Source organism: Streptomyces sp. NBC_00536, from assembly GCF_036346295.1.
GTDB lineage: Bacteria > Actinomycetota > Actinomycetes > Streptomycetales > Streptomycetaceae > Streptomyces.
On record NZ_CP107819.1, the window covers coordinates 2,620,187 to 2,633,784 of the forward strand.

Consider the following 13,598-nt stretch of genomic DNA (forward strand, 5'->3'; position numbering starts at 1 on the left):
GCGGCGTCAGTCTGCCAGAGCGGCCAGGGCCCGCGACACCCCCTGCTCCTTGGGTCCCAGGAAGTGCGGCCGCGGCTCGAACACCGCGTCCACCACGGCCTTGCCCGAGGCGAACACCTCGCGGATGCCGCCGTAGTACCAGGTCGCGTCGTGCGCCTGGTCGACCCCCACCCCATACGACTCGACACCCGCCGACTCGCACAGCGCCACCGCCCTGCGTATGTGGAAGCCCTGGCTGATCAGCACCGCCCGGTGCACCCCGAAGATCTCCCGGGCCCGCACGCAGGAGTCCCACGTGTCGAAGCCGGCGAAATCGCTGACGATCCGCGCGTCCGGCACCCCGTGCCGCGTCAGATACCCACGCATCGCGTCCGGCTCGTCATACTCCGCGCGGCTGTTGTCCCCCGTCACCAGCACGACCTTGACCCGGCCCGCCCGGTACAGGGCGGCGGCCGCGTCCAGCCGGTTCGCCAGATACGGGGTCGGCTGCCCGTCCCACAGGCCCGCCCCGAAGACCACGGCCACCTCGGCGGCCGGTGCGTCCGCCACCGTGCGCAGCCGGTCCGCGGCCGCCGCGTGCGTCCACGCCGAGGGCAGCAGCGCGAGCACGCACCCGAGCATCACCCCCTGGACCACCCGGCGCCGCGTCCGCACCGTGCCCCACCGCGCCTTGCCCCACCGCACCTTGAGCTTGAACCCCATGACCGATCCCCCCGTGCCCTCTCCGTACCCTCCACGCCATTCGCACAGACTGACGAACCGGAGCCGCCCCCCAGTTCCACCCACCCCGCCTTTCACCCGTACGAATGAGCGGGTGAGTAGCTGGTAAAGACCCGTCACGCCCGCGCAACGACCCGGCAACCTGCACCCGCCAGGATCGGTCCATGACGGAGCCCGCGCACCCTCCCGAATCGTTTCCCCTCCGCTCCTCCTTGCCCTTCCCCCTCCCGCTTCCCCCCGCCACCACCGCGGACCTGCTGACCCGGATCACGGCCCAGCTCGGCACCCAGCTCCGCGGCCTGCGACCGCCGGGGGCCCGGCCCCACGGAGCCCACGCATGCAGCAGCCCACCCTCGTCGCCGTGGCCCACGGCAGCCGCGACCCCCGCGCCCTGCACACCGTCACGGCCCTGCTCGACCGCGTCCGTGACCTCCGCCCCCGCCTCCGGGTCCGGCTCGGCCACATCGAGCTGAACGAACCCCTGCTGGACACCGCCCTCGGCGCCCTCGACCCCGGCGCGGCCGTGCTCGTACCGCTGCTCCTCGGCCGCGGCCACCACGTCAAGCACGACCTGCCCGCGGCCGCCGCCCGCGCGCCCCACCTGCGCGTGCGCGTCGCCGCCCCGCTCGGCCCGCACCCCCTGCTGGTCGAGGTGCTGCGCGACCGGCTGCTCGAAGCCGGCTGGACACCGGGCACGGCCGTCGTCCTGGCCGCCGCCGGATCCCGCGACCCGGACGCGGCCGCCGACACCCGCCGCACCGCCGCCCTGCTCTCCGAGCGCCTCGGCGGGGTCCCGGTCGTCGCCGCCCACGCCTCGGCCGCCGCGCCGGGAGTGCCCGAGGCGCTGCGCGCGCTCACCGCCCGCGGCCACCACCGGGCCGCCGTGGCCTCGTACTTCACCGCTCCGGGCCGCTTCTCCGCGCAGTGCGCGTCGGCCGCCCGCGGCCCGGCCGCCGCCCCGCTCGGCGCCCACCCGGCGCTCGCCCGGCTCGTCCTGCGGCGTTACGACGCGGCCCTCGCCGGATGGCCCGCGGGCCTCCCCCACCCCGCCCCGGACCAGCGGGAACTGGCCCCGGCGTAGGGCGGCGCCCGTCCGGCGCCCGGCTGACGCCCGGGAGACGCCCGTCCGGCGCTTGGCCGGAGTTCATTCGGATTGCTCCGATTGTCGGTGTCTCCGGTTAACGTCTGAGCATGGAAGGCATGGAAGGCACCACACCCGTCCCGTCACCCACCGCGTACGATCCGGCCGCGACCGAGCGCTGGGCCACCGAGCCCGACAAACGTCCTGGCCGGACCGCCTTCCAGCGCGACCGCGCCCGCGTGCTGCACTCCGCCGCGCTGCGCCGCCTCGCCGGGAAGACCCAGGTGGTCACCCCCGGCACCCGTTCCTACGACTGGGACGCCAGCCCCCGTACCCGGCTCACGCACTCCCTGGAATGCGCGCAGGTCGGCCGGGAGCTGGGCTGGGCGCTGGGCTGCGACCCGGACCTCGTCGAGGCCGCCTGCCTCTCGCACGACATGGGCCACCCGCCCTTCGGGCACAACGGCGAGGAAGCGCTCAACGAGTTCGCCAAGGACTGCGGCGGCTTCGAGGGCAACGCCCAGTCGCTGCGCCTGCTGACCCGGCTGGAGCCCAAGCGGTTCGCCCCGCACCCGGACACCGGCGAGCTGGTCAGCGTGGGCCTGAACCTCACGCGGGCCTGCCTGGACGCGGCCACCAAATACCCGTGGGCCCGCGGCGGGCACCCCACCGATCCCGGCTCGGTGAAGTTCGGCGCCTACGAGGACGACCTGCCGGTCTTCGAGTGGCTGCGGCGCGGCGCGCCCGCCGACCGCAAGTGCTTCGAGGCCCAGGTGATGGACTGGGCCGATGACGTGGCGTATTCCGTCCACGACTTCGAGGACGGACTGCACGCGGGGCACCTCGACCCCAACATGCTCTTCGCCGAGCCCGAGCGGGACGAGATCTGGCGGGTCGCCATCGGGCGCTACGTACCGTCGGACACCGATCCCGGGGAACTGAGCGCGGCCCTCGACCGTTTGATGGAACAGGAGTGGTGGCCGCACGGCTATGACGGCTCCGCGGTCGCCCAGGCCCGCCTCAAGGACGCCACGAGCCAGCTGATCGGCCGCTTCTGCCTGGCCGCGGAAGGCGCCACCCGCGCGGCGTACGGCACCGGCCGCCTCACCCGGTACGCCGCCGAGCTGGTGGTCCCCCGCGAGGCGCGCAACGAGTGCGCCGTCCTCAAGGCCGTCGCCGACCTGTACGTCATGCAGCGCGACGAACAGGAACGCCTGCGAGCCGACCAGCGCATCGTCCTGGCCGAACTCGCCGAGGGCCTCAGCGCCCGCGCCCCGGAGGGCCTGGACCCCCAGTTCCGCGCGATCTTCGACGCCGCACCGGACGACAAGGCCCGTAAACGCGCGGTCATCGACCAGATCGCCTGCCTCACGGACGCCGCCGCCCGCTCCCTGCACTCCCGTGTCGCGCTGCGCCCGCGACGCGCCGGGAGGTGAGCCGATCGGGCCATTCCCCCTTCACGCGGCAGGCTCAGTGCGGGACGCTCGCATGTGGTCGCATGTGGCGGAGAGGTTATGAGGAGGCATCAGGTGGTCGACGCACACCGGACGTTTGTCATCGTCGGCGGAGGGCTGGCCGGAGCGAAAGCGGCCGAAACACTGAGGTCGGAGGGGTTCACCGGCCGGGTCATCCTGATCGGCGACGAGCGCGACCACCCCTATGAACGGCCGCCCCTCTCGAAGGGGTACCTCGCGGGCAAGGAGGAGCGCGAGAGCGTCTTCGTGCACGAACCGACCTGGTACGCCCGTGCGGACATCGAACTCCACCTCGGTCAGCCCGCGGTCCAGCTGGACCGGGACGCCAAGAAAGTGGTCCTCGGCGACGGCACCGTCGTGCACTACGACCGGCTGCTGCTGGCCACCGGCTCCGAGCCGCGCCGCCTCGACATCCCGGGCACCGATCTGGCCGGGGTCTACCACCTGCGCCGCCTCGCCCACGCGGAGCGGCTGCGCGGGGTGCTCGCCACCCTGGGCCGGGAGAACGGCCACCTGCTGATCGCCGGAGCGGGCTGGATCGGCCTGGAGGTCGCGGCCGCCGCCCGCGGGTACGGCGCCGAGGTCACCATCGTGGAACCGGAGGCGACCCCGCTGCACGCGGTGGTCGGCCCGGAGCTGGGCCGGGTCTTCGCCGACCTGCACGCCGACCACGGCGTCCGCTTCCACTTCGGCGGCCGCCTCACCGAGATCAGCGGGCGGGACGGCATGGTCCTGGCCGCCCACACCGACGACGGCGAGGAGCACCCGGCCCACGCGGTGCTCGCCGCGATCGGCGCCGCGCCGCGCACCGCGCTCGCCGAGACCTCCGGGCTGGCCCTGGTCGACCGGGAGCACGGGGGCGGCATCGCGGTGGACGCCTCGCTGCGCACCTCCGACCCGGACATCTTCGCCGCCGGTGACGTGGCCGCCGCCCACCATCCGCTGCTGGGGACCCGGCTGCGGGTGGAGCACTGGGCGAACGCGCTCAACGGCGGACCGGCCGCGGCGCGGTCCATGCTGGGCCAGGAGGTCTCGTACGACCGGGTTCCGTACTTCTTCTCCGACCAGTACGACGTGGGTCTGGAGTTCTCGGGGTACGCCCCGCCCGGCGCCTACGACCAGGTGGTGATCCGGGGGGACGTGGCCAAGCGCGAGTTCATCGCCTTCTGGCTGTCCGAGGGCCGGGTGCTGGCCGGCATGAACGTGAACGTGTGGGATGTCACCGAGCCCATCCAGGCGCTGATCCGCGCCGGGGTGGAAGTGGACCGTGACGCGCTGGCGGACCCGACCGTTCCGCTGTCCTCGCTGGTCACGTCCGCGGAGCGGGCCGGGTAGGCCGCCGAGGCCCCCGAGAGGCAGGGCCGGGAGGAAGGGGAGGGCGGCGGGCGGGATTGTCCGAGCCCGGCCGTAGACTTCACGCGTGGCAGGCAGGATCAACGACGACGATGTGAAGGCGGTCCGGGACGCGGTCCCGATCGACGCCGTCGTCTCCGAGTACCTCCAGCTCCGCAATGCGGGCGGCGGCAACCTCAAGGGCCTCTGCCCCTTCCACGACGAGAAGTCCCCCTCCTTCCAGGTCAGCCCGAGCAAGGGGCTCTACCACTGCTTCGGCTGCCAGGCGGGCGGGGACACCCTCGACTTCATCATGAAGATCGACCACCTCTCCTTCTCGGAGGCGGTCGAGCGGCTGGCGGGCACCGCCGGCATCACCCTGCGGTACGAAGAGGGCGGCTACACCCCCGGCCAGAGCGGGCGCGGCGAGCGCATCCGGCTGGTCGAGGCGAACAAGGCGGCCGCCGTGTTCTACGTCGACCAGCTGGACGGCCCCGAAGCCGAGATCGGCCGGAAGTTCCTGGCCGAGCGCGGCTTCGACCAGGCCGCGGCCGCGCACTTCGGCGTCGGCTACAGCCCGGCCGGCTGGGACCACCTCACCCGGTTCCTGCGCGGCAAGGGATTCACCGACAAGGAACTGATCCTCTCCGGCCTGTCCCAGGACAGCCGCAGCGGCAAGCCCATCGACCGCTTCCGCGGCCGCCTCATGTGGCCCATCCGCGACATCACCGGCGAGGTCGTCGGCTTCGGCGCGCGCAAGCTGCGCGACGACGACAACGGGCCCAAGTACCTCAACACACCCGAGACCCCCATCTACAAGAAGTCCCAGGTCCTCTACGGCATCGACCTGGCCAAGAAGGAGATCGCGAAGACCTCCAGCGCGGTCGTCGTCGAGGGCTACACCGATGTGATGGCCTGCCACCTGGCCGGGGTCACCACAGCCCTCGCGACCTGCGGCACGGCCTTCGGCGGGGACCACATCAAGATCCTCCGGCGTCTGCTGATGGACAACGCCACGGCCGAGGTGATCTTCACCTTCGACGGTGACGCGGCCGGGCAGAAGGCGGCGCTGCGGGCCTTCGAGGACGACCAGAAGTTCGCCGCCGAGACCTCCATCGCTATCACGCCCGGCGGTATGGACCCCTGCGACCTGCGGCTCGCCGAGGGCGATGCCGCCGTGGCCGCGCTGGTGTCCTCGCGCACCCCCCTGTTCGAATTCGCGCTGCGGCAGATGGTGGCCCGGCACAACCTGGAGAACCCGGCGGGCCGCGCGGCCGCGCTCGACGAGGCGGCCCCGGTGGTCGCGGCGATCAAGAACATCGCGATCCAGCACGAGTCGGCGGTCCAGCTCGCCGGCATGCTGGGCATCCGCGACGAGCAGTTCGTGGTCAAGCGGGTCGCCCAGGTCGCCCGCTGGGCCCGCGAGCGCGGCGGCCGCCCCGGACAGGGACCGGGTCAGGGCCAGGGTCAGGGACACCAGCAGGGACCGGGACACCAGCAGGGCGGCCGGAACCGGCCCGCCCACGCCCAGGGCGCCCCGGAACCGGCCGCGCACACCCCGGGCCCCGCGCTGAACCTGCGCAGCCCGGCCCACCGCACCGAGCGCGAGCTGCTCAAGCTCGCCCTCCAGCGCCCGGCCCTGGTCTCCCCCGCCTTCGACGCCTACGGGCCCGACGAGTTCACCGCCCCGCCCTACGCGACGGTCCGCCAGGCCATCCAGGACGCGGGCGGCGCCTCCCTGGGCACCGACGACTACCTCGCCCGGGTCCGTGACGCGGCCCCCAACGACACCGTCCGCTCCCTGGTCACCGAGCTGGCGGTGGAGGCCATCCACGCCAAGACGGTGGACGAGATCTACGCCGGGGTCCAGCTGGTCCAGGTCCGGCTGCGCGCGGTCGACCGCCGGGTCCACGACATCCAGGGCACTCTGTCCCGGCTGGGCCCGAACGCCCCGGCCGAGCAGCTCGCGGCCGTCCAGGAAGAGCTGTGGGTGCTCCAGCAGTACGGGCAGCGGCTGCGCAACCGCGGCGCCGAGGGCCTGTGACCCGCTCCCGATGACCTAATGCCGTGACCGGGCGAGCCAGTCTCCGTCCGGGATCGGTGTGCCGGACGCGGCCAGGGCCGCCGCCAGCGCCGGGGCCGCCAAATAGACCCACGCCGCGGCCCCGGTCCCGTCGGGGCGCAGGGCGGTGCGGCGGACCCGCTCGTAGAGGTTCAGCGGGCTGGCGGGCCCGTGGTACTCCTCCAGCCGGTCCAGCTCCGCCAGCAGCCGCGCGTACTGCCCCGGCGCCGCCGAGATCAGTTCCCCGGCCGTCTGGGCCCCCGGGCACTGGACGGCGTACGGATACCCCGGGCCGTCGTAGAGCAGCGCGTCCGGGAGCCGCGCGGGCTCCTCGGCTCGGGTGCGGCCGCGCAGGAAGGCGTCGTGGTTGACCTCGCCGGGGCGCAGGGTGCCGTAGACGAAGAAGGGCAGCTCCTCCGGTTCCGTGTCCGGTCGCGGTTGCGGTTGCGGTTGCGGTTGCTCTGGCCGATCGGCCGATGCCATGGGTGACCCCCTTCGAATAGAACGGAACCACCGTACTCACGCCCCTTCACCCGACGGCTCCCCTCCCCCATGACCCGACCGCCCCGCCGTTTGTCCGCCGCCCTGCTGTGCGCCTGCGCGCTCGCCGTCGGCGGCTGCGCCACGCCCGGCGGACTGGCCTCCGGTGAACCGGCGCCGCCCGTCTCGCCGCAGCCCCGGCCCGAGCCGCTCTGGCCCGCCTGGACCGAGCACTCGGACCGGGCCCCGGGCGTGGAGGTCAGCACCAAGGTGCCCCCGCCCCAGCCGCTCGAGAACGGCCCCGAGGTACCGGAGGAGGGCGGGCTCAAGGCAATGAACCACCTGGAGATCCTGCGCGCCGACCCGCTGATGCGCGCGTACGCCTACCGCGGCCCGATCAGCGCCCCGGGCCGGGCCGGCATCCGCCCGCCCGTCTACCAGGACCTGACCGGGGACGGCCGCCAGGAGCTGATCGCCGCCGCCGACACCGAGAGCGGCCGCTCGGTCCTCACCGTCTACACGGTGGTCAAGGACCGGGTCGTGCCCATCATGTTCACGACCGGCCTGCGCATGGAGGTCGAAGCGATGGGCACGGACCTGCTCGTACGGACGAACACCGACGAGGGCATCGAACAGGCGGCCCGGTTCCGCTGGGACGGCGCCCGGATGACGGTCGTCAGCGAGGAGAAGCGGTACAGCACTTCGGCGCCCGCCCTCGGCTCCGGCTGGGAAACCCGCAAGTGAGGCGCTGGGTGACGCACTGCCGACGCCGCCTCCAGGCGCTCGGCCTGCGCTGGAAGATCGCCGTCCTGCTCGCCGTCGGGTGCTCGCTGGTCGCGGTCACCATCGGCGTCTTCATCCACCGGGCCCGCACCCACCAGGTGGCCGACGCCGCCCGGTCGAGCGCGACGAACCAGCTGATCCGGGTCCGCCAGGTGTACGAGCTGACGGGCCGGCTCGACCCCGACAAGACGGGCGAGACCTATGCCGAGATCGACTCGGAGCGGCTCCCGGGCCCGCTGCGCGACACGGCGCTCGCCGGGCGGCGCAGCACCTACCTCGACCTGAGCGGCGACCACCCCTCGGTCTGGGCCGCCCGCCCGGTCGGCGGCCGGCACGTGCTGTCCGTCTGCCAGTCGCTGGAGGCGGAGCAGGAGGAACTGGCCGATCTGGACCGGCAGCTCGTGGCCTACGGCATCGTGGTCGTCACGCTCGCGGCCGTCGGCGGGTCGCTGCTGGCCAGCCGGCTCAGCAGGGAGCTGCGGACGGCGGCCGAGACGGCCCGCCGGATCAGCGAGGGCGACCTCGACGCGCGGATCGGGCCGTCGGGCGTGCCGGGGGGCCGCGACGAGGTGGCCGAACTGTCCTCGGCCGTGGACACGATGGCGGCCAGCCTCCAGGGCCGGCTGGAGGCGGAGCAGCGGTTCACCGCGGACGTCGCGCACGAGCTGCGCACCCCGCTGACCGGGCTGCACACGGCGGCGGAGCTGCTGCCCGAGGGCCGGCCGACGGAGCTGGTACGGAACCGGGTGGCCGCGCTGCGCAGCCTCACCGAGGACCTGCTGGAGGTCGCGCGGCTGGACTCGAACCGGGAGGAGGCGGCGCTGGACGTGCACCGGCTGGGTCCGCTGGTCACCTCGATCACGGAGCGGTCGGGGGTGGCCGCCGGGATCACGTTCGCGGACGGTGCGGGGGCGTACGTACGGACGGACGTGCGGCGGCTGGAGCGCATCCTCGGCAACCTCCTCGTCAACGCCCGCAAGCACGGCGGCGGCGCGGTCGAGGTCACCGTCCGCGGGACCACGGTCGCGGTGCGGGACCACGGGGCGGGCTACCCGGCGCAGCTGCTGCACGAGGGGCCCCAGCGGTTCCTGACCGGCACGGTCGAGCGCGGACAGGGCACGGGCCTCGGCCTGACCATCGCCCTGGGGCAGGCCCAGGTCATCGGGGCCCGGGTGGAACTGTCCAATCCGGCCGACGGGGGCGCGCACGCCCTGGTCACGCTCCCGCCGGGTCCGGCGCCGGGCTGAGCGCCGTCACCCGGACGGGGCGGGGGTACCCGGATGGCCGTGGAGCGCGTCTGACGTGCCGTGATGCGGGGACACGCCCGAACCGGAGCAGAATCTGACATTTCATCAGGAGGCGCCGCGCGCACACCCGGGCTTACCTCGGAACACGACCCCGTTTCCCAGGAGCCCCCATGCGCCGACGCACCGCCCACGTGCTCACCGCCACCGCACTGACCGCCGTCGCCTTCGCCGGTCCGGTCGCGGGAGCGGTGGCCGCCGCGGACTTCGGCGTGGGGAGCTTCGCCCCCGGGGACTTCGCGCCGCTGGAGATCTGGCCCAAGTCGGCCGTCCCCGGCACCACCGTCACCGTGAACACCTCCGCCTGCGGGCCCGGCAGCCACGCCGAGGGCGACGCGACCACGGTGGGCGGCGGCCGGTTCAAGCTGACCCCGGGCACCCACGAGGAGGTGGTCGTGGGGCAGTTCCAGGTCTCCCGCGACACCCGGCCCGGCAGCTACGGGATCGGCGCGACCTGCGCGGACGGCAAGTTCGCCACCGGCGACCTGGTCGTCACCGAACGCGGCCCGCAGGGTCACGTCCGGACGGGGGTGGGCGGCGGTACGACGACCACCGCCGACCCCACCAAGATCGCGGCGGGAGCGGCAGTGCTGGCCGTGGCCGCCGTCGGCGGTACCTGGCTCACGCGTCGCCGGGCGAGCGGCACGCGGAGCTGACGGACGCCCACCGCGGCTGCCCGCCGCGGTCCGACCGGTACCGCCCCGCCGTCGCCCGCTCCCGCGAGGTCCCCCCCGTTCGCGGGACCGGGCGACGGCCACCTTCCACAGGAAAGACCCGCAAGGCCTGAAGCACCCGCACCACAGGCACCAAGGGGGCACGCATGCGCACCTCCGGCCACCGCCGCCACCACCGCCACCCGGGCCCCGACCCGGACCGGGACCCCAACCCCGACCCGCACCACCGCCGCCTCGCGGCCCCCCGCACCGGGTCCCGTACCGGTCGCGGCGGGCTAGTAGTACTCGCCGCCTGCGTCGGCATCTGGCTGGTCACCAGCGGCTCCGCCGAGCCGGTCCATCCGCCCCGGCCGTCCGCCGCGGACGCCCTCACCGCGAGGCCCCTCACCCCGCGGGACTTCGACCCGCTCCCCGGTTCCCCGCCCCGGCGGATCCGGATTCCCGCCATCCGGGTGGACGCCGCGCTGACCGGGCTCGGCCTGGAGCCGGACGGCAGCCTGGCGGCACCGCCGCCCGCCCGCCGCGACCTGGCCGGCTGGTACCGCGACGGCACCACCCCGGGCGCCGTCGGCACCGCGGTCCTCGCCGGGCACGTGGACACGGCCAAGGGCCCGGCGGTCTTCTACCGGCTGGGCGCGCTGCGCCGCGGGGCCGTGATCGAGGTGACCCGCGCGGACGGACGTACGGCCGTGTTCACCGTGCACGCGGTGGAGGTGTACGACGCCAGGGCCTTCCCGGACCGGCTGGTCTACGGGCCCGCGCCGCGCGCCGAACTGCGCGTGATCACCTGCGGCGGCGGCTTCTCGCCGCGCACCGGCTACCAGGGCAACGTGGTGGTCTTCGCCCACCTCACCGGCACCCGCCGGGAAGCCCTCAGCCCCACTGCTCCAGACCGAGCTTGACGACCAGCGCGGAGACCACCGTCAGCAGCACGACCCGCACGAAGCCGCTGCCCTTCTTCAGTGCCATCCGGGCGCCCGCCATCCCGCCGATCAGGTTGAACGCGGCCATCAGGGCGGCCAGCTGCCACATCACCTGGCCCTTGGAGGCGAAGACGGCGAGCGCCCCGGCGTTGGTGCCGACGTTCACGATCTTGGCGGTGGCGGAGGCGGTGACCAGGTCGAGGTGGAGCAGTGCGGTGAGCGCGAGGACGAGGAAGGTGCCGGTGCCGGGCCCGATCAGGCCGTCGTAGAAGCCGATGCCCAGACCGGCCAGCCCGATCGCGGCGACGACGCGCCGTCGGCTGACGGGGCCGGTGGCCGGGGCGGATCCGAAGCCGGGGCGGAAGATCACGAACGCGGCGACCAGCAGCAGGACCACCATGATCACCGGGCGCATGGTGTCCTTGCTGAACGCGCCCGCGAGCAGTGCCCCGCCCGCGGCCCCGGCCATCGCGGCCAGGCCGATCCGGGCCGCGATGCCCACGTCGACCGGGGCCTTGCGGGCGTACGTCACCGCCGCACCCGTGGTGCCGACGATGGCCACCGCCTTGTTGGTGCCGAGGGCGTGCGTCAGCGGTACGTTCGCCGGGAGGCCGAGCATCAGGGCGGGCAGGAGCAGCAGTCCGCCGCCACCGACCACCGCGTCGATCCAGCCCGCGGCGGCCGCGGCCGCGCACAGCACGATGATCATGGTTGTTGATATGTCAGGCACGGCCTGACCTTATGGATCCGGTGGGTGCAAGGGCCATCAATCCCTGGAAACTTGCGCAAGGTTTGAGCTTGGAGCAGCGGGATTCCGGTCAGGCGCGACCGGAGCGGACGGCTCCACCGCGGCCGTCAGCACCGTCGCGGCGAGGACGCTGGCCAGGCCGAGCCCGGCGGCGACCCGGCGCGCGGGCGGTACGGCGCTCAGCGCGGCCCACAGCGCCAGGTGCGCCGGTGGCTTGCGGTGCCGGGCACGGGCCGCCCGGGCCGCCCGGGCGGTCGGAGCGCCTGCCTCCGGCCCGGCGACGGGACCGGTGACGGGCCCGGCGACGGGCAGGGCGATGTGCAGCGGGTGACGCATGACGCGGAGGCCTCTCGGGGTCCGGGACATCGGAAACTCCTCGGACATCAGGAACTGAAGCATTCGGAATGGATACGTCCGCCGGGCACCCCGGCCCGCAGCAGCGCGGCCCTCGTCGTCCGGGTCATCCCCGGCGGCCCGCACAGGTAGACGTCGTGCTCGGCCAGCCCGGGCACCAGGTCGGCCAGCGCCCGCGCCGCCAGCGGATCGTACGGAGCGTCCGAGGGCCCGAGCAGGTAGTGCAGCCGGGCCCCGCGCCCGGCGGCGATGGCCTCCAGTTCGGACCGCAGGACGAGGTGTTCCTCGGCCCGCGCCCGGTAGAGCAGGGTGATCTCCCCGGGGCCCCCGGGCAGGGTCTCGAACAGCGCCCGCATCGGGGTGATCCCGACCCCGCCCGCGATGAGCAGCACCCGCGGCCGGGTCCGGCGGGCCGCGGTGAGCGCGCCGAAGGGGCCGGTGGCGAGCACCCGGGTGCCGGGGCGCAGCCTGCGGATCCGGCGGGTGTGGCCGCCCAGCGCCTTCACGGTGATCCGGAGCGTGTCGCCCCGGACGGGGGCGGACAGGGAGAACGGCAGGGCGGTGTGCCACAGCCGCCGCCGGAGGAACCGCCAGCGCAGGAACTGGCCCGGCTCGGCGTGCAGTTCGGCGAGGTGGGCGCCGTGGATGACCACGGACACCACTCCGGGCCCTTCGTCGCGCACCTCCAGGACCCGCAGCGCGTGCCGCAGGGCCTGGCGCACGGGCACCACGCCCCGGTACCAGAGCAGCAGGACCGCGACCACGGTGTGCGCGAGGGCCCAGAACCAGCCGACGGGGCGCAGGTCGGGGCCCGCGAGCTGGTGCACGAAGGCGAGCGCGGCGGCGAGGTGGGCCAGCAGGTGCACCCCGCGCCAGGTTTCGTGGGAGACCCGGCGGCGTACCGCCCGGGCAGAGGTCACCCCGACGCAGACCAGCAGCCCGGTCCCGGCGGCCGCAGCGGCGAGCGCCGGGTAGCCCATGAGGTCCCGGGCCGCGGACAGCACGTCGAGCCCGCCGTGGACGGCGTACCCGAGCAGGGCGAAGAGGGCGTGGCCGAAGCAGAGCAGCAGGACGTGCCGGCCGCCGGAGGCGTGCCAGCGGGCCAGCCGGTCGGCGCCCACCCCGTGTTCGACGGCGGGCACCCGGGCCATCAGGAAGAGCATGACGAGGACCCCGTACCCGGCGAGCAGGCCGGTGAGGTGCGCGGCGGTCGCGAAGAGGGCGTCGGGGCGGGCGGAGGGGTGCACCTGCACGGCCCACAGGAGGACCACCAGCGCGGCCCCGGCCCCCACCGCACCCCGGACCCGCCCCACCACCGTCCCGTCCACACCCGCCACACCCCGCACCCGCCCCGCCACCGTCCCGTCGGCACCCACCGCACCCCGGACCCGCCCCGCCGGGCCCGTCACCCGCCCCGTCACCCTGCCCGCCGCCGTCCCGTCCGCGCCCGGGGCCGCCCCCAGGGCGCCGCGCACCCGCGGGTCCACCGCCGTGCCCTGCCCCACGCCCTGCCCCACCGCATCTCGCATGCGGGCCACGCTAGGTGCCCGCACCCCCCTCCGGATGATCCTTAAGGCGGCCTTGAGGAACGCCTCACAGCCCCTTAATCCGGGCCCCCGCCGCCGCCCCGCAACGCCTCACGGCCCCTTGCCCCGGGCCTCC

The 13,598-nt window shown here is 74.6% G+C and carries 13 protein-coding genes; 8 read left to right on the forward strand and 5 right to left on the reverse strand.

Features of this window, described 5'->3' with window-relative positions; translation table 11 throughout:
* Nucleotides 1–6 precede the first annotated feature (6 nt).
* Nucleotides 7–702 (reverse strand): SanA/YdcF family protein, encoded by a 696-nt coding sequence (locus OHS33_RS11385; protein ID WP_330330270.1) that lies wholly within the window; start codon nt 700–702, stop codon nt 7–9.
* Between the two features lie 160 nt (nt 703–862).
* Here OHS33_RS11385 and OHS33_RS11390 point away from each other — a divergent pair, with 160 nt between their 5' ends.
* The 4 genes from OHS33_RS11390 to dnaG all read left to right on the forward strand — a co-directional run bounded on the left by OHS33_RS11390 (nt 863) and on the right by dnaG (nt 6,652).
* Entirely contained in the window at nt 863–1,801 is a 939-nt protein-coding gene (locus OHS33_RS11390) for a sirohydrochlorin chelatase (RefSeq protein WP_443065434.1), read from the forward strand.
* Between the two features lie 110 nt (nt 1,802–1,911).
* A complete protein-coding gene (locus OHS33_RS11395) occupies nt 1,912–3,237 on the forward strand; it encodes a deoxyguanosinetriphosphate triphosphohydrolase (RefSeq protein ID WP_443065283.1) in 1,326 nt (441 codons plus the stop codon).
* Between the two features lie 93 nt (nt 3,238–3,330).
* Nucleotides 3,331–4,611: an NAD(P)/FAD-dependent oxidoreductase gene (locus OHS33_RS11400; protein WP_330330272.1), complete on the forward strand. Its 1,281-nt coding sequence runs from the start codon at nt 3,331–3,333 to the stop codon at nt 4,609–4,611.
* A gap of 85 nt (nt 4,612–4,696) precedes the next feature.
* On the forward strand, nt 4,697–6,652 hold the full coding sequence (gene dnaG, locus OHS33_RS11405; protein ID WP_330330273.1) for a DNA primase: 1,956 nt from the start codon (nt 4,697–4,699) through the stop codon (nt 6,650–6,652).
* Nucleotides 6,653–6,667: 15 nt separating this feature from the next.
* Here dnaG and OHS33_RS11410 read toward each other — a convergent pair whose 3' ends face one another.
* Nucleotides 6,668–7,153, reverse strand: a complete 486-nt coding sequence (locus OHS33_RS11410; protein WP_330330274.1) for a gamma-glutamylcyclotransferase family protein — start codon at nt 7,151–7,153, stop codon at nt 6,668–6,670.
* A gap of 69 nt (nt 7,154–7,222) precedes the next feature.
* Here OHS33_RS11410 and OHS33_RS11415 point away from each other — a divergent pair, with 69 nt between their 5' ends.
* The 4 genes from OHS33_RS11415 (at nt 7,223) to OHS33_RS11430 (ending at nt 10,813) form a co-directional block, all read left to right on the forward strand.
* On the forward strand, nt 7,223–7,894 hold the full coding sequence (locus OHS33_RS11415) for a hypothetical protein (RefSeq protein ID WP_330330275.1): 672 nt from the start codon (nt 7,223–7,225) through the stop codon (nt 7,892–7,894).
* An 8-nt stretch (nt 7,895–7,902) separates the two neighbouring features.
* Nucleotides 7,903–9,180 (forward strand): HAMP domain-containing sensor histidine kinase, encoded by a 1,278-nt coding sequence (locus tag OHS33_RS11420; RefSeq protein WP_330330276.1) that lies wholly within the window; start codon nt 7,903–7,905, stop codon nt 9,178–9,180.
* Between the two features lie 170 nt (nt 9,181–9,350).
* Complete coding sequence (locus OHS33_RS11425; RefSeq protein WP_330330277.1) at nt 9,351–9,893, forward strand: hypothetical protein; 543 nt, start codon at nt 9,351–9,353, stop codon at nt 9,891–9,893.
* Nucleotides 9,894–10,213: 320 nt separating this feature from the next.
* The gene (locus tag OHS33_RS11430; protein ID WP_330335012.1) at nt 10,214–10,813 is read left to right on the forward strand and encodes a class F sortase; all 600 of its coding nucleotides are present in this window, start codon (nt 10,214–10,216) and stop codon (nt 10,811–10,813) included.
* On the opposite strand, the gene OHS33_RS11435 is transcribed toward OHS33_RS11430, so the two are convergent.
* From OHS33_RS11435 to OHS33_RS11445, 3 genes are read right to left on the reverse strand one after another with little or no spacing between them, the layout of a single operon-like run.
* Nucleotides 10,785–11,564, reverse strand: coding sequence for a sulfite exporter TauE/SafE family protein (locus tag OHS33_RS11435; protein ID WP_330330278.1), 780 nt, complete (start codon nt 11,562–11,564; stop codon nt 10,785–10,787). The genes OHS33_RS11430 and OHS33_RS11435 overlap by 29 nt on opposite strands.
* 36 nt (nt 11,565–11,600) lie before the next feature.
* Entirely contained in the window at nt 11,601–11,948 is a 348-nt protein-coding gene (locus OHS33_RS11440; RefSeq protein ID WP_330330279.1) for a hypothetical protein, read from the reverse strand.
* A 17-nt stretch (nt 11,949–11,965) separates the two neighbouring features.
* Nucleotides 11,966–13,465: a ferredoxin reductase family protein gene (locus OHS33_RS11445; protein ID WP_330330280.1), complete on the reverse strand. Its 1,500-nt coding sequence runs from the start codon at nt 13,463–13,465 to the stop codon at nt 11,966–11,968.
* Nucleotides 13,466–13,598: the final 133 nt, after the last annotated feature.